18 protein-coding genes are annotated in these 23,682 nt (G+C 66.7%); 12 read left to right on the top strand and 6 right to left on the bottom strand.

The features are described 5' to 3' along the window. Positions 1-43: 43 nt before the first annotated feature. From ACZY0Q_RS12415 to ACZY0Q_RS12400, 4 genes are all read left to right on the top strand, one after another. A complete protein-coding gene (locus tag ACZY0Q_RS12415; RefSeq protein ID WP_463917239.1) occupies positions 44-1,516 on the top strand; it encodes an MFS transporter in 1,473 nt (490 codons plus the stop codon). A gap of 1 nt (position 1,517) precedes the next feature. Beyond that, positions 1,518-3,758 (top strand): molybdopterin oxidoreductase family protein, encoded by a 2,241-nt coding sequence (locus tag ACZY0Q_RS12410; protein WP_463917238.1) that lies wholly within the window; start codon positions 1,518-1,520, stop codon positions 3,756-3,758. Further along, positions 3,755-5,317, top strand: coding sequence for an FAD-dependent oxidoreductase (locus ACZY0Q_RS12405; RefSeq protein ID WP_463917237.1), 1,563 nt, complete (start codon positions 3,755-3,757; stop codon positions 5,315-5,317). Before ACZY0Q_RS12410 ends, ACZY0Q_RS12405 begins: the two co-directional genes overlap by 4 nt. A gap of 100 nt (positions 5,318-5,417) precedes the next feature. After that, positions 5,418-6,113 (top strand): hypothetical protein, encoded by a 696-nt coding sequence (locus ACZY0Q_RS12400; RefSeq protein ID WP_463917235.1) that lies wholly within the window; start codon positions 5,418-5,420, stop codon positions 6,111-6,113. Between the two features lie 27 nt (positions 6,114-6,140). On the opposite strand, the gene ACZY0Q_RS12395 is transcribed toward ACZY0Q_RS12400, so the two are convergent. Both ACZY0Q_RS12395 and ACZY0Q_RS12390 read right to left on the bottom strand, forming a co-directional pair. Next, the gene (locus tag ACZY0Q_RS12395; protein ID WP_185262998.1) at positions 6,141-6,326 is read right to left on the bottom strand and encodes a PspC domain-containing protein; all 186 of its coding nucleotides are present in this window, start codon (positions 6,324-6,326) and stop codon (positions 6,141-6,143) included. A 103-nt stretch (positions 6,327-6,429) separates the two neighbouring features. Next, positions 6,430-7,845: an NAD(P)H-quinone dehydrogenase gene (locus ACZY0Q_RS12390; protein WP_463917234.1), complete on the bottom strand. Its 1,416-nt coding sequence runs from the start codon at positions 7,843-7,845 to the stop codon at positions 6,430-6,432. Positions 7,846-7,973: 128 nt separating this feature from the next. Between ACZY0Q_RS12390 and ACZY0Q_RS12385 the strand changes: the two genes are divergently transcribed. Further along, the gene (locus tag ACZY0Q_RS12385; protein ID WP_463917232.1) at positions 7,974-8,792 is read left to right on the top strand and encodes a purine-nucleoside phosphorylase; all 819 of its coding nucleotides are present in this window, start codon (positions 7,974-7,976) and stop codon (positions 8,790-8,792) included. A gap of 77 nt (positions 8,793-8,869) precedes the next feature. On the opposite strand, the gene ACZY0Q_RS12380 is transcribed toward ACZY0Q_RS12385, so the two are convergent. Further along, complete coding sequence (locus ACZY0Q_RS12380; protein WP_463917230.1) at positions 8,870-9,355, bottom strand: RrF2 family transcriptional regulator; 486 nt, start codon at positions 9,353-9,355, stop codon at positions 8,870-8,872. A gap of 112 nt (positions 9,356-9,467) precedes the next feature. On the opposite strand from ACZY0Q_RS12380, the gene ACZY0Q_RS12375 reads away from it, so the two are divergent. Further along, positions 9,468-11,237, top strand: coding sequence for a phospho-sugar mutase (locus ACZY0Q_RS12375; RefSeq protein WP_463917228.1), 1,770 nt, complete (start codon positions 9,468-9,470; stop codon positions 11,235-11,237). A 7-nt stretch (positions 11,238-11,244) separates the two neighbouring features. Here ACZY0Q_RS12375 and nirD read toward each other — a convergent pair whose 3' ends face one another. Next, complete coding sequence (nirD, locus tag ACZY0Q_RS12370; protein WP_463917227.1) at positions 11,245-11,607, bottom strand: nitrite reductase small subunit NirD; 363 nt, start codon at positions 11,605-11,607, stop codon at positions 11,245-11,247. A 265-nt stretch (positions 11,608-11,872) separates the two neighbouring features. Here nirD and nirB point away from each other — a divergent pair, with 265 nt between their 5' ends. The 6 genes from nirB to ACZY0Q_RS12340 all read left to right on the top strand — a co-directional run bounded on the left by nirB (position 11,873) and on the right by ACZY0Q_RS12340 (position 19,017). Next, the gene (gene nirB, locus ACZY0Q_RS12365) at positions 11,873-14,518 is read left to right on the top strand and encodes a nitrite reductase large subunit NirB (protein WP_463917225.1); all 2,646 of its coding nucleotides are present in this window, start codon (positions 11,873-11,875) and stop codon (positions 14,516-14,518) included. A gap of 2 nt (positions 14,519-14,520) precedes the next feature. Then, complete coding sequence (cobA, locus tag ACZY0Q_RS12360; protein WP_463917224.1) at positions 14,521-15,555, top strand: uroporphyrinogen-III C-methyltransferase; 1,035 nt, start codon at positions 14,521-14,523, stop codon at positions 15,553-15,555. Positions 15,556-15,569: 14 nt separating this feature from the next. Further along, a complete protein-coding gene (locus ACZY0Q_RS12355) occupies positions 15,570-16,724 on the top strand; it encodes a uroporphyrinogen-III synthase (protein ID WP_463917223.1) in 1,155 nt (384 codons plus the stop codon). 205 nt (positions 16,725-16,929) lie between these two features. Then, complete coding sequence (locus ACZY0Q_RS12350; protein WP_463917222.1) at positions 16,930-17,808, top strand: FAD-dependent oxidoreductase; 879 nt, start codon at positions 16,930-16,932, stop codon at positions 17,806-17,808. A gap of 185 nt (positions 17,809-17,993) precedes the next feature. Beyond that, a complete protein-coding gene (gene deoC, locus ACZY0Q_RS12345; RefSeq protein ID WP_463917220.1) occupies positions 17,994-18,719 on the top strand; it encodes a deoxyribose-phosphate aldolase in 726 nt (241 codons plus the stop codon). Positions 18,720-18,771: 52 nt separating this feature from the next. Continuing rightward, on the top strand, positions 18,772-19,017 hold the full coding sequence (locus tag ACZY0Q_RS12340; RefSeq protein ID WP_254747855.1) for a hypothetical protein: 246 nt from the start codon (positions 18,772-18,774) through the stop codon (positions 19,015-19,017). Between the two features lie 113 nt (positions 19,018-19,130). Here the strand turns inward: ACZY0Q_RS12340 and ACZY0Q_RS12335 are convergent, their stop codons facing one another. Together ACZY0Q_RS12335 and mfd are read right to left on the bottom strand one after the other, a co-directional pair. After that, positions 19,131-19,952: a metal-dependent hydrolase gene (locus tag ACZY0Q_RS12335; RefSeq protein WP_463917218.1), complete on the bottom strand. Its 822-nt coding sequence runs from the start codon at positions 19,950-19,952 to the stop codon at positions 19,131-19,133. A 6-nt stretch (positions 19,953-19,958) separates the two neighbouring features. Then, entirely contained in the window at positions 19,959-23,651 is a 3,693-nt protein-coding gene (gene mfd, locus ACZY0Q_RS12330) for a transcription-repair coupling factor (RefSeq protein ID WP_463917217.1), read from the bottom strand. Positions 23,652-23,682 lie beyond the last annotated feature (31 nt).

Below are 23,682 nucleotides of genomic sequence, written 5' to 3'. Positions count from 1 at the left end.
TCTCTACCTTGGAAGAACATCATCCCCCATGAGGAGGTCCACCGTGACTGTTGACCGCAGCGCAAATGCCGGCCCCGGCAATTCCGTAGATATAGACACCGACCCACTGCACGGAGGCGTGTCCTCAGCCGCCAGCGCGCAGCCCTCCACCGGGACAACCGACGCCCCGGCCCTTGAATTCCGTCCCGGCCGCTGGATCGCCAACTGGAACGCCGAGAACAAAGAGCAGTGGGAGTCTGGCGGCCGGGCCATCGCCCGCCGCAACCTGAACTGGTCCATCTTCGCCGAGTTCCTCGGTTTCGTGGTCTGGCAGCTCTGGTCCATCGTAGTGGTCCAGCTCCCCGCTGCAGGCTTCACATTCAGCACCTCGGAAATCTTCTGGCTGATCTCGATGCCCAGCCTGGTAGGCGCCACGCTCCGCATCCCCTACACCTTTATGATTCCCCGCTTCGGCGGCCGGAACTGGACCATCGTGTCCGCGCTCCTGCTCCTGATCCCCTCCGTCGGACTGGGGCTCTGCGTCTCCAACCCGGAAACCCCGTTCGGTGTCATGCTCTTCGTGGCAGCCCTCGCAGGCTTCGGCGGCGGCAACTTCGCCAGCTCCATGGCCAACATCACCTTCTTCTACCCGGCCAGGGAAAAGGGCTGGGCCCTTGGCCTGAATGCTGCCGGTGGCAACATGGGTGCCGCCGTCGCACAGCTCGCCGTCCCGATTGTGATCACCTTGCTTGCCGTCGGCAGCGTCAACCTGCCCATGGCCGGCTGGATGTGGATCCCCTTCATCCTGATCGCCGCCTTCGGTGCCTGGAAGTACATGGACAACCTCACCAGCGCCAAGGGTGATGTGGCCGGTTCGGTCGCAGCACTGAAAGAACCGCACCTGTGGATCATGGCACTGCTGTACATCGGCACCTTCGGTTCGTTCATCGGCTTCGCCGGCGTGTTCCCGAAGCTCATCAAGGACTACTTCCCGGCGTTCTCCTCCATCGGAGTCGGCACCGTGGCACTCTCGCTCGCCTTCCTCGGCCCGCTGGTCGGTTCACTCGCTCGCCCCTACGGCGGACGCATGGCTGACCGCATGGGCGGGGCACGGATGACTGTCGCAGCATTTGCCGCCATGGCCGTTATCACCCTGACCATGATCTGGACCCTGCCGCTGAAGAACTTCTGGCTCTTCCTGGTCCTGTTCCTGATGCTCTTCACCGCCAGCGGCTTCGGCAACGGCGCAACCTACCGGATGATCCCCATCATCTTCGCCACGTCCAGCCGGGCAGCAATCTCCGGTGCCAGCACGGTCCAAACCCAGCGGCTCGCGTCCTCGGCCCTCGGCCTCATCTCGGCCATCGGTGCCTACGGCGGCTTCGTTATCCCGCAGGTGCTGAACGCCTCCAACACCGCCAGCGGCTCCTACACCCCGGCCTTCTACGGTTTCGTCGGAGCCTACGTCGTCATGCTGGCGGTCTGCTGGTTCTTCTACATCCGCAATGCCAACCGAAACGCGATGGGACACGTCTAACATGACCAAAAGCGCCGACACGCACTGCCCTTACTGCGCCCTGCAGTGCGCCATGACGCTCACGTCACCAGCGGAACTGACCCCGGCTTCCGAGCCGGGGTCAGTCCCCGTGCCGGCTGAATCCGCAGCGCTGGCCACTGCGGATGCCACCCTGAAAGTCCCCCTGCTCGAGGTCAGTGGACGCGATTTCCCCACCAATCGCGGCGGCCTCTGCCGCAAAGGCTGGACCTCCGCCACGCTCCTGAACCACCCCGGACGGGTCACCGAACCGCTCCTCAAGGGCGCCGACGGCGTCCACCGCCCCATCGGCTGGGACCAGGCTTTGGCGCTGGTCACCACCGCCGTGAAGGACACTCAGGCACGCTACGGTAAGGACGCCGTCGGCGTTTTCGGCGGTGGCGGCCTCACCAACGAAAAGGCCTACATGCTGGGCAAGTTCGCCCGCCTGGCCCTGGGCACCTCACGCATCGACTACAACGGCCGCTTCTGCATGTCCTCCGCCGCGGCCGCCGGGATGCGCGCGTTCGGCCTGGACCGCGGCCTCCCGTTCCCGCTGACGGACCTGGACACGGCCAGCACCATCCTGATGCTCGGCTCCAACGTGGCCGAAACCATGCCGCCGTTCGTACAGCACCTCCAGGGCGCGCGCGACGCCGGCGGGCTGATCGTGGTGGATCCCCGCCGTTCAGCCACGGCAAAGTTCACGGCCGACGGCGGCGGCCTTCACCTCCAGCCCCTGCCGGGCACGGACCTCACCCTCCTGCTGGGGCTCTCGCACGTGATCATCCACGAAGGCCTTGCAGACGCAGACTTCATCGCGGCACGCACCACCGGCTATGACGCCGTGGTCCGCAGCGTCAACTCTTTCTGGCCCGAGCGTGTCCAGTCCCTCACCGGCGTCCCGGCGGAGCTCATCCGGGAAACCGCCCGCAGGCTCGCCGACGGCGCAGGCAAGGGCGGCAGCTACATCCTCACCGGCCGCGGCGTGGAACAGCACGTGGACGGCACGGACACAGCCACCGCCGCGATCAACCTCAGCCTCCTCCTGGGACTGCCCGGTTCACGCCGCAGCGGCTACGGCACCCTCACTGGCCAGGGCAACGGCCAGGGCGGCCGCGAGCACGGCCAGAAGGCCGATCAGCTCCCCGGCTACCGCAAGATCACCGACCCCGCCGCCCGCGCCCACATGGCCGGCGTCTGGGGCGTCCCGGAGGGAACCATTCCCGGACCCGGACTGCCCGCCGTCCAGCTGCTGAAGTCGCTGGGACAGCCCGACGGCGTCCGGTGCCTCTTTGTGCACGCCTCCAACATCGCGGTGGCCTCCCCCGACGCGAACGCCGTCATCGCCGGGCTCCGCAGCCTGGACTTCCTGGTGGTCTGCGACTTCTTTATGTCCGAGACCGCCGCCGAAGCGGACCTTATCCTCCCGGTCCTGCAGTGGGCCGAGGAAGAAGGCACGCTCACCAACCTGGAGGGACGCGTCCTGCGCCGCCGCCGGGCCCTGCAGCCGCCCGCGGGCGCACGGAGCGAACTGTGGATCATGGCCCGGCTCGCGGAAGCGCTTGAAGCCCCGTCCACATACAGCGAGGATCCGGAAAAGGTCTTTGAGGAACTGCGCCTGGCCTCGGCCGGCGGGCACGCAGACTACTCCGGCATTGACTACGCCATGCTGGATCGCGGCGAAGCCGCCTACTGGCCCTACCCCGTGGGGAGCACCGGGACGCCCCGGCTCTTCCTGGACGCGTTCGCCCACGCCGGCGGCAAGGCGGTCATGACCCCGGTGACGCCCCGCCGTCGTCGTACGCCAGCCGGGCCCCCTGTTGGGGACCCCACAGTTCCGGCCGCAAAAACCATGACCCTCATCACCGGCCGCCTCCTGGAGCACTACCAGTCCGGAGCGCAGACCCGGCGGGTCTCCGAGCTGCTGGCCAGCCAGCCCGAGGCGAAACTGCAGATCCACCCCGCCGCCGCGGCCGCCATGGGCATCACCGACGGTGCGTTTGTCTCGGTGGCCAATGAACGCGGCGAAGTGTTCTGCCGGGCGGAACTCAGCACCGCGATCCGTGCCGAGACGGTCTTCCTGCCGTTCCATTTTCCGGAACTTGAAAGCGCCAACCGCCTCACCGAAGCGGCCACGGATCCCATTTCCGGGATGCCCGAATTCAAGTTCAACAAGGTGTGGGTCCGTGTGGTCGCAACCGGACTTCAGAACAGTGTTCTTCAGACATCGGAGGCCTCATGAGTGAGCAGATTGTCGTTGTTGGTTTCGGTCCCGTGGCTGCCCGCCTGATCGATGAACTGCTGCCCGCAGTCCGCGACGGGCACGTCAGCCTGACCGTGGTGGGCGAGGAGGCCGAGGCCGCGTACAACCGTGTGCTGGTGGCCGATCTGGGCGTTGGACGCACCACTGCCGATGCCCTGGCGCTCTCCGACGCCGAAGCCCTGGCCGCCGACGGCGTGGACGTCCGGCTTGGCGTCCGGGTCCGCCGCGTGGACCGCGCCCGCCAGCAGGTGCTCCTCACGGACGGCACCTCCGCCCACTATGAGCGTCTGGTCTTCGCCACCGGTTCCCGGCCCGTCATTCCCAACCTGACCGGCATCAACCCGGACCCCGCCTCACCCGTCCTCCCGGCCGGTGTCACTGCGCTCCGTGACCTCCGTGATGCTGCGGTCCTGCGCGCGGCGGTCGACGGCGGCAAGCGTGTTGTGGTGCTGGGCGGCGGCGTCCTTGGCCTCGAAACAGCCCTCGCCGCTGCCGAGGAAGGCGCCACCGTCACGGTGGTGCACAACGGGCCGCACCCGCTGGGCCGCAACATCGACCGCGGCGGTGGAGCGGTCCTCGCGGCCAGCCTGCGCCGGTGCGGGGTCCGGATGGCCGGCAACGCCCGGTCCACCGGCGTGGAGCACAACGCGCCCGACGGCGGGTTCTCGGCGCTGCTGCTCAATGACGGTTCGGCGATCGACGGGGACCTCCTGGTCCTCTCCTGCGGTGTCCGTCCCCGGACCGAGCTCGCCGAAGGCTGCGGGCTGTCGGTGGGGGCTGGCATCCTGGTGGACCACCGGCTCCGGGCCCACCACGAGCCGCACATCTTCGCGATCGGCGACTGCGCCGAGGTCCGCTGCCCTGACCCCGCCTGCGGTGAGTGCCGTACGGCAAAGGGCCCGTCCGGCCTGGTGGGACCCGGCTGGCGGCAGGCCGAATGGCTGGCCGAATACCTGACCCTGCTGGCCTCCGGCACACAGGAGGACGCCGACGCGCTGCAGGAACTGCCCCAGGAACAGGCCGCCGTGATTGTGCTCAAGGCCCGCGGCATGAACATGGCCGTGGCCGGGGACAACGGCGCCGAGCCGTGGGATGAGGAGGCGCTCACCGCGGGCGCCGTGAACGGCCGGCCGCGGCTGCAGATCGCCCAGTGGGCTGATCCGGAACACGGCCGCTACGTCAAGATGACCACCCGCGGCGGAGTGCTGGAAGGCCTGGTGTCCGTGGGCATGCCGCGGACCGCCGCGGAACTGGTAGGGCTGTTCGAGCGCGGCGCGGAACTGCCGGCTGACAGGTCACTGCTGCTGCGGCTGGACGGCCCTGACCAGCTGGCAGCATCCGGCCCGGCTGACCCGGCGGGCACTGTGTGCCGCTGCGCCGGAGTCAGCGGCACCAAGATCCAGGGTGCCGTGGCCGATGGCTGCTCCACAGTGGCCGAAGTCTCCAAGGCAACCCGCGCCGGCACCGGCTGCGGCGGCTGCCACGAGGACATCAAGGGGCTCATCGAAAAACACTTCCAGGCGGCTCCCGCCGCCTGAAGTGGGCTGAAGGCGGGGCCGAGCCCCTCGAAACCCCAAGCCCGGAGTTGCGACGTAATGCGAATCGGGCCGGAGGCCTGCGGCAGGTAGCATCGGGGCCATGAATGCCGACGAAGAAGACGACATCACCGAAGACCTGCTGGCTGACGCCGGGAAACTCACGGGGCTGAGCCTGGAGCTGCTTGGCCTTGACCCGCACCCGGATGACATGACGCCGGAACAGCGGCTGCAATTCGACCCGGAAGACCTGGACGAAATGGCCTCAGTTTTGCCGGAAGTCCGGAAAACCGCTGTGAGCCAGACACTCCTGCTGGCAGGCCTCCTGTGGAACTCGTCGGGCGTTCTCGTTGACCAGCTCTTTCACGATCTGGGGACCCTGAGTTCCCTGGATGTGGTTACTCCGTCTGACGTCGCCGGTACGTCTGTGCTGTCCTCGCTGCCGCCTCAGTTCGCCGCCAGTTACGACGCGACGTTTACCCGGAAGTTCCTCGTGGTCGCTTCCGATGTGACGGCATCGCTGGTCCGCGGCTGGACGGCCCCCGGATGCCTCGCTGCAGAGCTCGCCGTCCGCTGCCTGCTCGATCAGGCGGAAATCACCGAGGACATCTATGAACTCGACCTCCCGGAAGACTGGCGGGCACAGGTCGAGGAAGTCCTGTTGGAAGAGGCGGACAGTCCGGCTCTCTACGCGGACAGCCCCGACCTTCCGGAATACGACGCCGGGAAGCTGAGTATCGGGGGCTGGTTCACCCCGTTTGCAGCCGGGAGCTCGGTCCCGCCCTACGCTCTGACTTAGGCGTTGAGGCCGGAATCCGGGCGGTCTTTAGGCCGGGGCCTTGGGGATCATGATCCACAGCGCGATGTAGACCAGCTCGCCGATCCCCACCAAGCCAAAGATCACAAAGCCAAGCCTGACCAGGAACTTCGGGAGCCCGAACCGGGCTGACAGGGCGGCGCAGACGCCGCCGATGATTTTTCCGCGGCGTGGCCGCTCCAGAGCTGTAGTCATGCCCGCCACGCTACCCGAGATTGCCGGCGATTAGGCATGATCCCTCGGGTTTCGACAAGCTCAACCACCGGGCTCGGGTTTCGCGCACAACCACCGGGGCAGGCTACATGTGGACGTGCAGGCGCCGCGCGGCTTCCGAGATGGACCCGCTCAGTGACGGGTACACAGTAAAGGTGTTGGCTACGTCGTCGACGTGGAGCTTCTGCGTGACCGCAAGGGAGATGGCAAAGATCAACTCGGAAGCGTTCGGCCCCACCACAACACCGCCAATCACGGTGCCGGAGCCCTTACGCGCGAAGATCTTGACGAAGCCGTCCTTGTGATTGCGCATTTTGGCGCGGGCATTGCTCTTGAGCGAGAGCTTGACGATGTCGCCCTGGTATTTACCCGACTCGATCTCGGCTTCGGAGACGCCCACGTTCGCGATCTCCGGTGAGGTGAAGATGTTGGAAGCCACCTGGTGAAGCTTGAGCGGCATAACGCTGTCGCCCAGGAAGTGGGCGATCGCGATCCGGCCCTGCATTGCGGCCACCGAGGCCAAAGCCAGCACCCCGGTGCAGTCGCCGGCGGCGTAGATGTTCGGCGCGGTGGTGCGGGAGACGCCGTCGACCTTTATATGGCCACTCTCGGTGAGGGCCACGCCGGCCTCTTCAAGGCCGATGCCGGCGGTGTTCGGGATGGACCCCACGCACACCAGGCAGTGGCTGCCAGTGATCTTCGATCCGTCACCGAGGGTGACCACCACGCCGTCGTCCGTCCGCTCGACGGTTTCGGCACGGGAGCGGGACAGCACGCGCACACCGCGGCGCTCGAAGACTTCCTCCAGCACCTCCGCGGCGTCGGTGTCCGAACCGGGCAGCACCCGGTCGCGGCTGGAGATCAGGGTGACTTTGGAGCCCAGGCCGTTGTAGGCGGAGGCGAACTCGGCACCGGTCACGCCGGACCCCACCACGATCAGTTCCTCGGGAAGCTCGTCAAGGTTGTAGATCTGCGCCCAGTTCAGGATGCGTTCCCCGTCCGGCCGCGCGGTGGGCAGCTCGCGGGGGTGCGCGCCGACGGCCAGCAGAATGGTGTCAGCCTCCACGACTTCGGTGCCGTCAGCGGTCAGCACTTCGATGGTGTGGTTGTCCAGGAGCCTGCCGGAACCCAGCAGGATGCGGACGTTCTGGTGCTCCAGCCCAGTGGAGATGTCGGTGGACTGTTGGCGGGCAAGGCCCAGCAGGCGGTCGTTGATGTGTTTGAGATCGGCGCGCATCGCCGGCACAAAGTCGCCGCCGTCGACGTCGAACTTCACTCCCAGCTCCCCCGCCTCACCGACGCGGGTCATCAGATCCGCCGTCGCGATCAGGGTCTTGGAAGGCACGACGTCGGTCAGCACGGCCGAGCCGCCCATGCCCGCGCGTTCGATGATGGTGACCTGCGCTCCCAGCGAGGCAGCGACCATGGCGGCTTCGTATCCGCCGGGGCCACCTCCGAGGATTGCGATCCGGGGTGAGCTGAAATCAGGGTGCGTAGTCACAATCAACTATTCTCCCGCATCTGCACAGGGACCACCAATAAAAGAGTGGCCCGTCACGATGCCGGCCGCGGCCCGGAGTGACTCCGTCGCCACTGTGCACAGCGGCAACGGCACGATAACTTGTACCAGTGAGTAATACAGACTTCCAGAACACGGACCCTTTCGCCACCGCGCGCTCCGCCGCTGACTACATCGCACAGGAGACCGGGGTGGGCAGCCACGACGTCGCCCTCGTCCTGGGCTCAGGCTGGGCCGAAGCCGCCGACCTCATCGGCGAGACCACCGCTACCCTGACCGCTGATACCGTCCCGGGCTTCCATGCCCCGGCCGTGGAAGGTCACGTGGGCACCATCCGCTCCGTCCTGACCAAAGAGGGCAAACGCGCGCTGGTCCTGGGTGCACGGACGCACTACTACGAGGGCAAAGGCGTCCGCGCCGTGGTCCACGGCATCCGCGCTGCTGCGGCCGCCGGCTGCAAAACCCTGGTCCTCACCAACGGCTGCGGAGGACTGAACGAAAGCTGGACGCCGGGCACCCCGGTGCTCATCAAAGATCACATCAACCTCACCGCCACGTCCCCGCTGGAAGGCGCAACGTTCGTTGACCTGACAGATCTTTACAGCTCGCGCATCCGTGCCCTCGCCCGTGAAGTGGACGCCTCGCTGGAGGAAGGCGTCTACGCCCAGTTCAGCGGGCCGCACTACGAAACGCCGGCCGAGGTCCAGTACGCCAAGCGGATCGGCGCGGACCTGGTGGGCATGTCCACCGCATTGGAAGCGATCGCCGGCCGACACGCAGGCATGGAAGTGTTCGGAATTTCGCTGGTCACCAACCTCGCGGCCGGCATCAGCGCCATGCCGCTCAGCCACCAGGAAGTCATTGAGTCCGGCCAGGCCGCCGGACCGCGGATCTCCAAACTGCTGGCGGGCATCATCGCCAAGCTTTAGGACAACGCGAGGTCACTTAGCGCCCCTCCGAGGCCTTCCCATGGGTACGTAGTGACTCCGCCTTGCCGATGGACTGGTCAGGACTTGGCGCCCATGAGTTGGCTGACCGTGGCCTCCCGTGCCTCGGGAAACCGCTGCTCGATGGACTGGGCGATCCCGGCAATGTTCTGCCGGGACAGCTCAGTCCGCCAGGTGACTTCGGCATGGCGCATGGTCTGCGAGATCAGGCACGTGCGGGCGTAGTCGGCATCCATGCTCCCGCCCGGGGCGTCCTTGACGATGCCTTCGCAGCGGAAGGCATCGTCATTTCCTTCGATGGCGAGGACCACGTCAAGGACGGAAATCCGGTCCGGACGCCGGGCCAGCGAAAAACCGCCCCGCGGACCGGACACCGAGGCCAGTATCCCGGCCCGCACCAGGGCCTGGAGCTGTTTGTTCAGGTATGGGGCAGGAAGCTTGTAGAACTCGGCCAGCCGTGCACTGCTGACGGCCTCCCCCGGCGCGGTCCAGGACATGTTGACGCAGCTATGCAGCCCCCATTCGACGCCCTGCCCCAGTTTCATATTCGCGACATTACTTGTCCAGAAAATTTCCTGCAAGGATTTCACTGCTTTCCCCTGTCACAGGCGAGTGTTCAGGCACAGTTCCTGAAGCAATGACGATAGCGTGGACCGCATGACGTCCCCCGCTGCCGCTTCCTTGTTCAGCCAAGCCCGCGAATGGGCGGCCAAAGATCCGGATCCCGCCACGGCCGCAGAGCTCACAGATCTGCTGCAACTCGCGGAGGAGGGCTCCCCCGCAGCGTCACAGGAGCTGTCCGACAGCTTCAGCGGCACCCTGCAGTTCGGCACCGCAGGCCTCCGCGCCGCCCTGGGCGCCGGGCCGAACCGGATGAACCGAGTGGTGGTGCGCCGCGCCGCAGCCGGCCTCGCCGACTTCCTGGTTGCGGCGGTGGGCGAGGCCGCCCCCGGGACCCGGCCACGCGCCGTCGTCGGCTATGACGCCCGCTACAACTCCGACATCTTCGCCGAGGAAACAGCGGCCATCTTCACGGCAGCCAGCATTGAAACCTTCCTGATGCCGTCCGCGCTACCCACCCCGCTGCTCGCTTTCGCCGTGCGGGCCCTCGATTGCGACGGCGGCGTGATGGTGACTGCCAGCCACAATCCGCCGCAGGACAACGGCTACAAGGTGTACCTGGGCCGTCATGCCGTGGAGGTCAGCGGCCGCGGAGCGCAGATCGTGGCGCCCTACGACGCCCGGATCGCCGCGCGGATCGACGCCGTGGGCGCACTGGAATCCATCACCCTTGCCGCGGACGGCTGGACGGTCCTGGGCCCGTCGGTTGCGGCGGATTATGAACGCGCGACGGCGGCACTCGCCGATGCGGCCCGCTTCCCGTCCCGTGACCTGCGGATTGTCCTGACCCCCATGCATGGCGTCGGCGGCGAAACTGCCGTGGCGGTTCTGAACGCTGCCGGCTTTGCCGATGTCACCCTGGTGGCCGAACAGGCTGAACCGGATCCCGACTTTCCCACGGTGAACTTTCCGAATCCGGAAGAACCCGGTGCGCTGGACCTGGCCCTGGAGACTGCCGTCCGCGTCGACGCCGATATTGTCCTGGCCAACGATCCGGATGCGGACCGCGCTGCAGTGGCGGCCAAGGATCCTGACACCGGCGCGTGGCGCATGCTCCGGGGCGACGAGGTGGGCGCGCTGCTGGGAGCACACGTTGTGGCCCGGCGGGCGGCTGGCAGTGACGGCGCATCGGGCAGTGCTGACGAAACCGCCAGTGGTGCGGGTGCCGGCGTCTTCGCCAATTCGATTGTCTCCTCGCGGCTGCTCTCCCGCATCGCAGCCGCGGCCGGATACGAGCATGAGGAAACGCTCACCGGGTTCAAATGGATTTCCCGGGTGCCGGGGCTGGTCTACGGTTACGAGGAAGCCCTGGGCTATTGCGTTGCACCGGATCTGGTCCGGGACAAGGACGGAATCTCTGCCGCGGTCCTCATCGCGGAAATGGCCGCCGCCGCCAAAGCGGACGGGAAAACCATCTTCGACACCCTGGACGAGCTGTACCTTCAGCACGGGATGCACGCCAGCGACCAACTGAGCATCCGGGTGGCGGATCTGGGCCTGCTGGACGCCATGATGAACCGGCTCCGGGTGAGCCCACCCGACTCGTTCGGTTCGTCCGCTGTTGAAACATTTGTGGACTTGGCCGAAGGGAGCGAACACCTGCCGCCCACCGATGGCCTGCTGTACCTGACCCGGGACGAAACCCGGGTCATCATCCGGCCCAGCGGCACCGAGCCCAAGCTCAAGTGCTACCTGGAGGTCATCCTCCCGGTTGAGTCGGCGGCCGAACTGCCGGAAGCCCGGCAGGCAGCCCGAACCGCCCTCGACAATGTGCTCAGCGACGTCCGCGAGGCCCTCGGGCTCTAGCGGGTCGCTAAACCTCGACTTCGATGAAACCGTCGGAAATGCGGGTGCTGAACGTTTCAAGGCGCACGGCGGCAGTTCCGAAGCATTCGCCCGTTTCCAGGTCGTAGACCTCTTTGTGCAGTGGCGACGCGATAGTGGGTCGGGTGCCGCGTGAACCCAGGATCCCGCGGGCCATCACATGGGCGCCGGTGGCCGGATCTTCGTGGGCCACCGCAAAAACCTCACTGGGGCCGGTCCGGAAGAGTGCCACCTGGCGGCCCGAAATGAGTGCTGCTTCGCCCCATGCGAGCTCAAGCTCTTCCACGGCGCAGACCCGGTGCCAGGTCGCGGTGTCGGCGGCGAGCGCCCCAAGTTCCAGTGTTGCCGTCATGTCCGGCTCCTCTCCCCGTGCTTGATTGGCCACCTCTATGGCCGTACTAAACAACTTAGGGAACGGGTGTTTCAAAGGCGTGCAGCGAATGTGTCCGGTGCGTAAAAGAGACCTCACCCGAACGGAAACGCGTTCGTGATGCAGAAGTTAAGCCTACGAAACAAAAGGGAAACTGAAGCGAAACTGCGGCTACCTAGTCTGAATGGACACACCTCGTCAGAGAAAGTCGCAGAACATCGTCTGCGGCACATGCGAAAGGCCCACAGTGACCGAACAGACTTCAAGCCAGACGGCAACGCGCCGGATCGTCGTCGCCGGTGGCGGCCCTGCTGCCCACCGCTTCGCCGATGCCATGCACACCCGGGGCCTTGAGGGCTGGGACGTAACGGTCCTCACGGAAGAAGCCCACCTCCCGTACGACCGCGTGGCTCTCTCCAAGGCACTGACGGACAGCACCGTGGACCTCACCTTGGGCTCTGCCTCAATGTGGGACCACGACTCCCTGACTCTGAAGACCGGCGAGCGCGTGGTCAAGATCAATGCCGAGGCGAAGACGGTTGAGACCGCCGCCGGCAGCATCTTTGAATACGACGACCTGGTGGTCGCCACCGGATCGAATGCCGCACGCCTGCCCATCCCCGGTGCCGAGCACACACACGTCTACCGCACGCTCGAAGACGTCTGGGCCATCAACCAGGCCATTACCGGGCTCACGGAGAAGCTGGGCCGCAAGGTCAACGCCGTCACTATCGGTGGAGGCCTCCTCGGACTCGAATCGGCCGCCGGCACGGAGCAGCTGGGCGCCAACCCGATCGTTATTGACGGATCGCAGTGGCTGATGGCAACACAGCTGGACGAAGGCGCCGGCCAGGCAATGGGCCGGCTCATCAAGGCCAAAGGCTTCGCGGTCCACGGCGGCGTGTTCCCTTCGGAAGTACTGTCCGACGACGACGGCCAGGTCACCGGTGTCCTCATGGCAGACGGCCGCATCATCGACGCTGACCTCGTGATCGTCGCCATCGGCGTCCGGCCGCGCGATGAACTCTTCCGCGCAGCCGAAGGGGAAGAGCAGGTGTTCAGCCTGGGCCAGCGCGGCGGCGTGGTCATCAACGACTTCTGCGCCACCGAAGTGGAAGGCATCTGGGCCATCGGTGAGGTCGCCAACTACGGTGGCATGTGCCTGGGCCTCGTTGCGCCGGCCAACACCATGGCGGAGATCGTGGCAGACCGTCTCCACGGCGGCCAGGCCACGTTCCCGGGCTTCGACACTGCCACCAAGCTCAAGCTCTCCGGCGTGGACGTTGCCAGCTTCGGTGACGGGTTCGCCAAGACCGAGCACTCGCTCGAGATCGTCTATGCCGACCCCGCCCGTGGCGTGTACCAGAAGATCGTCACCACCGATGATGCCAAAACCCTGCTCGGCGGCATCTTCGTGGGCGACGCGTCCCCCTACATGAGCCTGCGCCCGCTCCTCGGCCGCGAACTCAGCGCCGAGCCCGGCGCCTACTTGAGCGCGGCAGGCGGCGGCGACGCTCCGGATTCCGAGCTGCCGGACGACGCCATCCTGTGTTCCTGCAACAACGTGTCTGCCGGCACCATCCGCGACACCGTCAACGGCTGCGGCGCCTGCGACGGCAACGCCCCCGTCCAGGAGCTCGGCGAGCTCAAGGGCTGCACCCGTGCCGGAACCAGCTGCGGTTCCTGTGTGCCGATGCTCAAGAAGCTGCTTGAAACCGAGCTGACCAAGTCCGGCGTCGAGGTCTCCAAGGCACTCTGCGAACACATCGAGCTGTCCCGCCAGGAACTCTTCGACGCCATCCGCGTCCTGGAACTGACCTCCTTCGAAGAGATCATGGCCAAATACGGCACCGGAGCCGGCTGCGACATCTGCAAGCCCACCATCGCCAACATCCTCGCCAGCCAGAACAGCGCCTACGTCCTGGACGCCGGCCGCGGCACCCTGCAGGACACCAACGACCGCGCCCTCGCCAACATGCAGAAGGACGGCACCTACTCGGTGGTCCCCCGCATCGCCGGCGGCGAAATCACCCCCAAGAAGCTCGGCGTCATCGCCGCGGTCGCCGAGCAGTACGGCCTCTACACCAAGATCACCGGCGGCCAGCGGATCGACATGTTCGGCGCCAGGCTGGAGCAGCTCCCGGAAATCTGGAAGCTGCTGGTGGATGCCGGCTTTGAATCCGGCCAGGCCTACGGCAAGAGCCTGCGCACCGTGAAGTCCTGCGTCGGCTCCACCTGGTGCCGCTTCGGGGTCCAGGATTCGGTGGCCATGGCCATCCAGCTCGAGCTCCGGTACCGTGGCCTCCGCAGCCCGCACAAGCTCAAGATGGGCGTCTCCGGCTGCGCCCGCGAATGCGCCGAGGCCCGTGGCAAGGACGTGGGCGTCATCGCTACGGCCGACGGCTGGAACCTGTACGTCGGCGGCAACGGCGGCGCCACCCCGGCCCACGCCCAGCTGCTGGCCAAGGACCTCGACGACGAAACCCTGATCAAGTACATCGACCGGTACTTTATGTACTACATCCGCACCGCCGACCGCCTGCAGCGCACCGCGCGCTGGCAGGAAGAGCTCGACGGCGGCATCAAACACGTCGAGGACGTGGTGGTCAAGGACACCCTGGGCATCGCCGAGGAGCTCGAAGCCGCCATGGCCAAGCACGTTGACACCTACGTGGACGAATGGGCGGACACCCTCACGGACCCCGAGCGCCTGCGCAGGTTCCGTTCCTTCGTCAACGCCCCCGACCAGAAGGATGACTCCATCACCTTCGTCTCCGACGAGCGTGGCCAGATGCGCCCTGCCACTCAGGAGGAAAAGGCCCGCGCCAGCGAACAGCCGGTCCTGATCGGCGCCTCCATCCCCATGCGGCCCCGCGCCGAGAACGAGGTATAGCCATGCAGCTCAGCATTGATCTCACCGGCCGCGAAGTCCTGGTCACCGGCTCCGACCACGCGGCCCGCCAGGCGGTCCGCCGCTACGCGGCCGCGGGTGCCGTCGTCTACCGCCTCAGCACCCCTGCGGGTGCAGCACATGACGGCCCGCTCCCCGAGCGTCCCTTCCTGGTTGCAGCGGTCGACGACGGTCAGACCGGCTGGGAGTCCCTGCTCGAGCGCTGCGCCGCCACCGGCATCCCGGTGGCGGCCGAGCCGGCTGCCGGACCGGTGGGCCATGTCACCCTGGTGGGCGGCGGACCCGGCACCACGGAACTGCTGACGGTCGCCGCCGTGAAAGCCCTCCGCGATGCTGACGTGGTGTTCTTCGACCGGCTGGCTCCCTGCCAGGACCTGCCGGACCTGACCTCCGCCGAACTGGTGGATGTGGGCAAGAAGCCCGGCCACCACAAGGTGGGCCAGGCCGACATCGAGAAGCTGATGGTCGAAAGCGCCCTCGCCGGCAACAACGTGGTCCGCCTCAAAGGCGGCGACCCCTACGTCTTTGGCCGCGGCGGCGAGGAAGTGGCCTCCTGCGTGGCGGCGGGCGTGCCCGTCCGTGTCATCTCCGGTGTCACCAGCGCCATCTCCGTACCGGCCGCCGCCGGCATTCCCGTTACGCACCGCGAGGTCAGCCACATGTTCACCGTGGTCTCCGGCCACGCGCCGCTAACCGAAAAGGAACACACCCACCTGGCCGGACTGGGCGGCACCATTGTGGTCCTGATGGGCATCGGCACCCTCCACCAGCTCGCGGCCGGACTCCGTAAAGCCGGCATGCGTCCCGACATGCCCATGGCCGTCGTCGAACGCGGTTACCGCCCCGGCCAGCGCACCACCATCGCGGACCTGGGCACCATTACGTCCGCCGCCGCCGGGTGCAGCAATCCCGCTGTGCTGGTCATTGGCGAGGTGGTTCGCGTGGCAGAAGCCAACCGCGGCCATGCTGAGGCCGCCGCCGACCTCGACCGCCTGGCGGCCTCGCTGCTCGGTTCATGAAAGGATTGACCCCCATGAACGCACTGGCACCAGCTGAACCTGCCCAGCTTGAAGCGACGTCCGGGCCGGAGGCAGCTGACTCCCCGCTGGAGGGCTTCCGTATCGGAGTCACCTCGCACCGGCGCTCCCGGGACCTTATCGAGGCCCTGGAACGCCGCGGCGCGGAAGTGCTGCACGCGCCGGCCCTCAAGATCGCCCCGGTTCAGGAAGACATCCGCCTGATCGAGGACACGAAGGCCATCATCGACGCGCGCCCGGACCTGTGCATCGCCACCACGGCGTACGGCATGCGGCGCTGGTGCGAAGCCGCCGATTCCTTTGGGATCGGTGAGCAGCTGCTGGAAACCCTCGGCGCGTGCCGGATGTTCGTGCGCGGCCCCAAAGCCCGTGGCGCCGTCCGCGCGGCCGGACTCGCCGACGTCGGAATCAGCAGCGACGAAACCACCGCAACGCTGGTGGACATGCTGCTCACCGAAGGCGTGCGCGGCAAGACCGTAGCCGTGCAGCTGCACGGCTACACGGATGTCCGGCAGCTGGAACGGCTCCGCATGTCCGGCGCCACCGTCCTGACGGTCACCCCATACCGCTGGGTAAAGCCCGACGGCGAAGACCGGCTTCCGCGCCTCATTGAAGCTGTGTGCAGCGGCAACCTGGACGTCCTCACCTTCACCAGCGCCCCCGCGGTCGATGCCGTGTGGAGCACCGCCCACGAAATGGGCGTCTACAAACAGCTCATCGAAAGCCTGAAAACCAATGTCACTACGGCAGTGGTGGGGCCCGTCACGGCCCAGCCCCTGATCGACGCCGGTATCTCACCGCTCATTCCGGAGCGGTTCCGGATGGGTGCCCTCATCCGGCTGGTGGTCGAGCACCTCGCCCTGAACCACGTGCGGCGGCTGGACACCGCATCCGGCAACCTTGAGCTGCGGGGACGCAGCCTGCGGGTAGACGGAGCGCAGGTCGAGTTGGCGCCTGCACCGCTGCTGCTGCTGCGCGCCCTGTTGGGAGCAGGTGGCGCCGTACTCTCCCGCGAATCACTGTCGGAGCTGCTCGAGCTGAAAGGCTCGGTCCATGCCCTGGATATGACGGTCAGCCGCCTGCGGTCATCACTGCCGGACGGCCGCCTGGTGGAGACGGTGGTCAAACGGGGTTACCGGATCCGGGTCTAGGGACGCGGCTCCGGCCTCTTTTGTGTCATTCCGGAGCGCAGTGAGAGGCGCATCACGGGTTATGTTACCGGCCGGTAAACGTTGGCGAACAAAGGGATTTTTCCCAGCAACAGCGGGGAAACACGCCTGAAAAGCCAGCCGTCTACGCTGGGATTCATCACGAATTCCCGGCCGCTCCTGCGGCCGCCAGCGAAAGGGCCAGCACATGTCCGCTCCGGCACCGTCCACCTCATTTTCCCCGGCTCCGCGCATCGTCATTGCCGGGGCAGGGCCCGCCGCACAGGCGCTGGTCCGGCAGCTGGACGGTGCACGCTTCCGCGGCACGGTCACCGTCCTTAGCAATCTGGACGACGCTCCCGCCGAGCTCCTGGAGCTCGCAGAGCTGCCCCAGGTATCAGTCCGCTTCGGCCAGCCAGCCAGCTTCATCGACACGGAGAACCGTTCCGTCACCACCGCCGACGGCATGGAACTGAGCTACGACGAACTGGTCATCGCCACCGGATCAGCGCCCGCCGCGTCCCCGGTGGCGGGCGCCGGCCGCTGCCTGAGCTACTCCACGATCGACGACGCCGCCCGGATCGGCGACGCCGTGATGGAAGTGACGCGGGAACTGGGCAGGCGGCCACTGGGGATCCTCGTGGGAACCGGCGCGGCGGCAGGCCAGGCCGAAGCGGTGCTGCGGGCCCGCGGAGTCCGGCCCATTCGCACAACTGTCCGGCCCGCCGCCGTGGTGCACTCCATCCACGGCGCAGGCCTGACCGCCTCCGGGGTTGTCTTCGAAGACGGCAGCAGCATGAACGGGGACCTCGTTGTCCTGGCCGAGGAGCGGGTTTCCCGTGATGCACTCGCCGCCAGCGCCGGACTCGCCACCGCTCCCAACGGCGGAATCGCCATCAACAAGGACTTCAGGACATCGGTCGCCGGCGTCTGGGCCATCGGCGACGCCGCCGCGTTCGACGGCGTGCGGCTGGGACTGCTGGTCGCAGCGGCCTCTGCCGCTGGCGCCTGCGCGGCGCAGCTGATGACCGCTACATCAGCGGCGGAGCGCGTGCCTGCGGAACACCGCGTTGCCGTGGCTGCCTGACCTCCTGATCGCAGCAACGCGGGGTCACATCCGGCCCAATGGGGCAGGTTTATTGGGCCGGATGTGACCCCGCGTTGGCCTGCTCTGCTGGCCCATGGACGATAAGGCTGTGACAGGATGGTCACCTGAACAGCCACGCACCACGTGGCTCCGGCGGCCCACAAGGCCACATGGAAAGGACCATCATGAGCAACGCAGCCACTCCTGCCGACCAGACTGGAGCCGGTACGGTCTCAGCGTCAGGCAACATCGCTTCCTACATCGACCACACACTCCTCAAGCCCGAGGCCAGCGAAGCGGAAATCCTCAAAGTCTGTGCCGAGGCCGCTGAGTACCACTTCAAGTCGGTCTGCGTGAACCCCGTCTGGGTCAAGACAGTCAAGACCGCGCTCAAGGGGTCCCGGGTTCTGACGTGCTCGGTGATCGGCTTTCCCATGGGTGCCACGCCCAGCGACGTGAAGGCGTTTGAAGCCCGCGGCGCAGTCCTGGACGGTGCGGACGAAATCGACATGGTCATCAACATCGCGGCAGCCCGAGCCGGTGACAAGGGCGCGCTGGTGGACGATATCGCCACCGTGGCGGAGGCGGTCCACGCGAGCGGGGCCATCCTGAAGGTCATCATCGAAACCGGATTGCTCAGCGACGACCAGAAGGTCCTTGCCTGCCAGGCGTCCGTTGAAGCGGGGGCGGACTTCGTCAAGACGTCAACGGGGTTCAATGGCGGGGGTGCCACAGCCGAGGACATCGCCCTGATGCGCCGCACTGTAGGCCCCGATCTCGGTGTCAAGGCGTCCGGCGGCGTACGTTCCCTGGCCGACGCGCAGGCTATGATTGCTGCAGGTGCAACACGTATTGGTGCCAGTTCCGGCATTGCCATCGTCAAGGGTGAACAGGGTTCAGCCAGCTACTGACGTCGGCCCGGAGCCGCCACAGTTTGAGCCCCGCGGGGCCGAGGAGGAAACAATGTCCAGCAAGACCACCGAGTCCGGCAACGCCACGGTACAGACCCCCCAGAATGAGAACAGCCTCCTGGGCAGCATCCTTCTGTTTGTACCCATGATGGCGCTGTTCCTGGGCTCCATCTACTCCCTGTCCTTCCTCACGCTCGGCAACCCGTGGCCCATGGCCGTTTGCCTGGGCCTGTTTTTCCTGGCGTTCTGGATCCCGCAGACCATCACCGGTCGCTCCGATTCGGCCGGCGGCAAGTAAGAACCCTCAGTAACTTAAAAGGCTGCGGCCCCGGATATTCCGGGGCCGCAGCCTTTTAAGTTACTGGCTTAGATCTTGGACGCCAGAGGCCGGCCGCTGAAGTACGGGCGGCGTCAGCCCACGCCAAGCAATCGGCTGACCGTGGTCTTTCCGATCGCCATCGCGGCGGGAAAATGTGCTTTCGCCAACGACCACGCTGCGACGCACATGCCCACCATCGCGTAGGCGCTGACCGGGATCAGCACCAGCCACTCGCGCCGGGAACCTGCGCGGCCCAGCAGCGGCAGGGAAAAGGCGCCGTTCGCTTTCCAGATGTCGTTGAGCCCTGGCAGCTTCCGGAGGAACTTCGGTGGCTTGATGACGATCGGCCACAGCAGCGGCACGCCTCCGGTGGTGATCATGTCCCCCACGATGTGGACCACTACCCCGGTCAGCATCGAGACGGGCAGCCAGGTCCACTGCTCAGGAGCGAACCAGGTCACCAGTCCGGCCATGGCCAGGGCAAAGATCCAGTTGCTGATAAATCCGGATTTGGGAAACAGCTTCAGCGCCTTGGCCGCAATGTTGATCATGAACATGCACAGCAACCCGGCGCCCACCGACAGCAGGCCCCAGTCCGTCTGCAGCTGGAACTGCCCGGCCATCATGGCCAGCAGCACAAAGCACACCGCCCCCAGCACCGAGTGGGTGCCTTGCCGGTGCCCGCCGCTGGCGTTTTCAATACCCACGGCAATCAGGTTGGACAGCGGCGGCAGTGAGTTTGCCACCGTGCTGTGGCGGTGGTCCCAATCGCACACAAGCGCCGTCCCCGCCGTCGCCATCCCGCCGATGAGGATCCCGGTGGCGTCCAGCGGATACCAGCCCAGCGTGTATGGGCCCGTTGAAGCAATAGCTATCCACGCCGCGGCTCCCGACGCGGCGTGATGTCCTCCCATCAAGCTCTAACCTCTTGCTGCTGGAGCGGCCAGAGGCGCGTCAGCGAAAATGTTGCGGATGACCCCGTTGGCCCATTCAAGGATTTCGGCATCCTGCAGGTCGCGGCCGCCGATCCTCGCTGTCTTCGGCTTCGGAATCAGCACCGCGTCCAGGGCAGGCTTGGGCTGGGAACCAGGGTACATCCGGGTCAGCCGCATCAGTTTCGATTCCGGCAGCTGCGCCGGCGAGAACTTGATGAAGTTCCCCTGCAGTGCGACGTCGGACAGGCCGGCTTCGCGGGCACCCACCCGGAATCGGGCCACGGCGATGAGGTTCTGGACCGGCAGCGGCGGCTCGCCGTAGCGGTCCACAAGCTCGGCCAGGACCTCGTCGATGGCCTCGTAGGTCACCGCAGAGGCCAGCTTCCGGTAGGCCTCCAGGCGGAGCCGCTCCCCGGGCACATAATCGTGCGGGAGATGGGCGTTCACCGGCAGCTCGATTTTCATTTCAGCGGCCTTTTCCTCGGCGTCGCCGCGGAAGTCGGCCACTGCCTCACCCACCAGGCGGATGTAGAGGTCGAAGCCAACACCCTGGATGTGGCCGGACTGCTCGCCGCCCAGCAGGTTGCCGGCACCGCGGATTTCAAGATCCTTCATGGCCAGCTGCATGCCGGCGCCGAGCTCGTTGTGGGTGGCGACGGCCTTGAGCCGTTCCAGGGCCACCTCGCCCAGGGGCTTCTCGGACGGGTACAGGAAGTAGGCATAGGCGCGTTCACGTCCGCGGCCCACCCGGCCGCGGAGCTGGTGCAGCTGGGAGAGGCCGTATTTGTCCGCCCCGTCCACGATCAGCGTGTTGGCGTTGGAGATATCCAGGCCGGTTTCGATGATGGTGGTGCACACGAGGACGTCGAAGCGCTTTTCCCAGAAGTCCACGATGATCTGCTCCAGCCGGCTCTCGGACATCTGCCCGTGCGCCACCTCCACGCGTGCCTCCGGGACCAGTTCGCGGACTTTCGCGGCGGTCCGTTCGATCGTGGACACCCGGTTGTGGACCAGGAACACCTGGCCTTCGCGCATCAGCTCACGCCGGATGGCCGCGGAGGTCTGCTTGTCCGTGTACGGGCCCACGTAGGTGAGTACGGGGTGGCGTTCCTCCGGTGGGGTCGCCAGCGTGGACGTTTCGCGGATGCCGGTCAGCGACATCTCCAGGGTCCGCGGAATCGGGGTGGCGCTCATGGCCAGCACGTCCACGTTGGTGCGCATCTTCTTCAGGGCTTCCTTATGCTCCACACCGAAGCGCTGTTCCTCGTCCACGATCACCAGGCCCAGGTCCTTGAACGCGAAGTCCTTGGATAGCAGCCGGTGGGTGCCGATGACCACGTCAACGGAGCCGCTCTTGACGCCCTCCACGGTCTCTTTGGTTTCCTTGGTCCCTTGGAACCGCGACAGGGCTTTGACACGCAGGGGGAACCCGGAGAAGCGCTCGGTGAACGTTTCGTAGTGCTGCTGGGCCAGCAGGGTGGTGGGCACCAGGATCGCCACCTGTTTCCCGTCCTGGACCGCTTTGAACGCGGCCCGGACGGCGATCTCGGTTTTGCCATAGCCCACGTCGCCGGACACCAGGCGGTCCATGGGGATTTCGCGCTCCATGTCCGCTTTGACCTCGTTGATGGTGGTCAGCTGGTCCGGCGTCTCCACGTACGGGAAGGCCTCCTCAAGCTCACGCTGCCATGGGGTGTCCGGCCCGAAGGCATGTCCCTTTGAGGCCATACGCGCGGAGTACAGCCGGATGAGTTCCCCGGCGATCTCCTTGACGGCCTTGCGCGCCTTGGATTTGGTGCTGGCCCAGTCAGAGCCGCCCATCTTGCTGAGCACCGGGGTGTCACCGCCGACGTAGCGGGTCACCTGGTCCAGCTGGTCCGTGGGGACAAACAGGCGGTCCCCGGGGGCGCCGCGCTTGGACGGGGCGTATTCCAGGACCAGGTATTCGCGGACGCCGTCTCCGCCGCCGGCCACCTTCCGCTGGATGAGTTCGATGAAGCGGCCAATGCCGTGCTGTTCGTGCACCACGGAATCGCCGTTGACCAGCTGCAGCGGGTCCACGGCGTTCCGCCGCTTGGACGGCATACGCCGCATGTCCTTGGTGGAGCCCGCGGACGTCCGTCCCAGCAGGTCCGCTTCGGTGAGCAGCCCCAGCTTGAGGCTGTCCAGGACAAAACCGCGTCCGACGGCGGCAGTAGTCACCTCGATGATGCCCGCCTGTGGCTCGTTCTCAAGGGTGTCCACGCGGGCACAGGGGATGTCTGCGTCGTGGAACAGTTCCGCCAGGCGCTGCGCCGGGCCGGGTCCCTCGGTGGCCACCACGATCCGCCACTGGTCCCGGACGTGGGAGCCGATGAAGTCCATCATCTCGGCCACATCGCCCTGGTACCCGCGCGGTTCCCGGGCGCGGAGGTTGAGGACGTCGATCTCCGGCAGCAGCTCCTCGTCGGTGGCCAGTGACGTAATGGACCACCAGGACACTTCGTGCTCCAGCGAGGAGCTCCGGGTTTCGGCCAGGGAACGGAAACTGGCGGAATGCAAGGCTTCCGACGCCTGCGAGCTGAGGTCCAGTGGGGCCGTGCCACCATCGGATGCCGTGGACCAGGCAGCTTCCAGGAACTCCTCGTTGGTGGCCGCAAGATCATGTGCCCGTCGGCGGACCTTTTCCGGTTCTATGATCACCGAGATGGACCCGACGGGCAGCTGCTCCACGAACGGGACCATGGCATCCACCAGCACCGGGGCCAGGGATTCCATGCCTTCCACGGCGATGCCGCCGGCGATCTTCTCCAGCATGTCCGCGGCCGCGGGAAGCTGCGCCTTCAGGGTGGCCGCGCGCGACATCACTGACGGCGTGATCAGGATTTCGCGGCAGGGCGGGGCATGGAGCTCGGTGGGGTGATGCAAGCCGGGCGCCGACAGCGAGCGCTGGTCGGCCACCGCGAACCAGCGCATCTGGTCCACCTCGTCGCCGAAGAACTCCACCCGGATGGGATGGTCCTCGGTGGGCGGGAAAACGTCGATGATGCCGCCGCGGACGGCAAACTCGCCACGGTGGGTAACCATGTCCACGCGTGCGTAGGCCGCGTCCGCGAGGCTCCGCACCACGCTGGAGAACGGCATGTCCTGTCCCACCTTCAGCGTGACCGGAACCAGCTCACCCAGCCCGGCGACGATCGGCTGGACCACGGCGCGGACCGGCGCCACCACCACACGCAGCCGGCCCGCCGTCGAACTTTCCGGGTGCGCCAGGCGACGCAGGACGGACAGCCGGCGGCCCACCGTGTCCGAGCGGGGTGAGAGCCGTTCATGCGGCAGCGTTTCCCAACTGGGGAACTCGGCCACCGAATCGGCTGGTAGGTAGGCGCGCAGGGCCGCCGTCAGGTCCTCTGCCTCGCGTCCTGTCGCGGTGACTGCCAGCACCACTGGGGGGAGCCCGCCGTCGGGAGTTCCTTCTTCGGCAGCGGCGGCCAGGCCGTCTGCCATTTCCGCCAGCAGGACGGCGCGGAGTCCGGCCGGCGCGCTGATCTGGTAATCCTGTCCCCGGACGTCAAACCCTCTGGCCGCCTCCGCCTGCACCCGGGCGAACGTCTGGTCTGCTGCCAGTACACGGCGCAGTCCGGCGAGCGAGGGACCGGCGTGGGACGGGCCAGGATGGGACGGGCCAGTGGGGCTCATGGCGGAAACTCCTGTGGGTTCATGGGATCGC

Source organism: Pseudarthrobacter lactosi (genome assembly GCF_055412785.1).
The sequence above is the reverse complement of the archived record's forward strand: the minus strand, read 5'-3'. Positions and strand labels throughout refer to the sequence as shown.

Bases quoted from the DNA above. Each gene is read 5' to 3' on its own strand.
- ACZY0Q_RS12335 (WP_463917218.1), bottom strand. From the start codon at position 19,952: ATGGGAGGACATCACGCCGCGTCGGGAGCCGCGGCGTGGATAGCTATT.
- ACZY0Q_RS12380 (WP_463917230.1), bottom strand. From the start codon at position 9,355: ATGAAACTGGGGCAGGGCGTCGAATGGGGGCTGCATAGCTGCGTCAAC.
- ACZY0Q_RS12400 (WP_463917235.1), top strand. From the start codon at position 5,418: ATGAATGCCGACGAAGAAGACGACATCACCGAAGACCTGCTGGCTGAC.
- ACZY0Q_RS12340 (WP_254747855.1), top strand. From the start codon at position 18,772: ATGTCCAGCAAGACCACCGAGTCCGGCAACGCCACGGTACAGACCCCC.
- ACZY0Q_RS12355 (WP_463917223.1), top strand. From the start codon at position 15,570: ATGAACGCACTGGCACCAGCTGAACCTGCCCAGCTTGAAGCGACGTCC.
- ACZY0Q_RS12410 (WP_463917238.1), top strand. From the start codon at position 1,518: ATGACCAAAAGCGCCGACACGCACTGCCCTTACTGCGCCCTGCAGTGC.
- ACZY0Q_RS12375 (WP_463917228.1), top strand. From the start codon at position 9,468: ATGACGTCCCCCGCTGCCGCTTCCTTGTTCAGCCAAGCCCGCGAATGG.
- cobA (WP_463917224.1), top strand. From the start codon at position 14,521: ATGCAGCTCAGCATTGATCTCACCGGCCGCGAAGTCCTGGTCACCGGC.
- mfd (WP_463917217.1), bottom strand. From the start codon at position 23,651: ATGAGCCCCACTGGCCCGTCCCATCCTGGCCCGTCCCACGCCGGTCCC.
- ACZY0Q_RS12395 (WP_185262998.1), bottom strand. From the start codon at position 6,326: ATGACTACAGCTCTGGAGCGGCCACGCCGCGGAAAAATCATCGGCGGC.
- deoC (WP_463917220.1), top strand. From the start codon at position 17,994: ATGAGCAACGCAGCCACTCCTGCCGACCAGACTGGAGCCGGTACGGTC.
- ACZY0Q_RS12405 (WP_463917237.1), top strand. From the start codon at position 3,755: ATGAGTGAGCAGATTGTCGTTGTTGGTTTCGGTCCCGTGGCTGCCCGC.
- ACZY0Q_RS12350 (WP_463917222.1), top strand. From the start codon at position 16,930: ATGTCCGCTCCGGCACCGTCCACCTCATTTTCCCCGGCTCCGCGCATC.
- nirD (WP_463917227.1), bottom strand. From the start codon at position 11,607: ATGACGGCAACACTGGAACTTGGGGCGCTCGCCGCCGACACCGCGACC.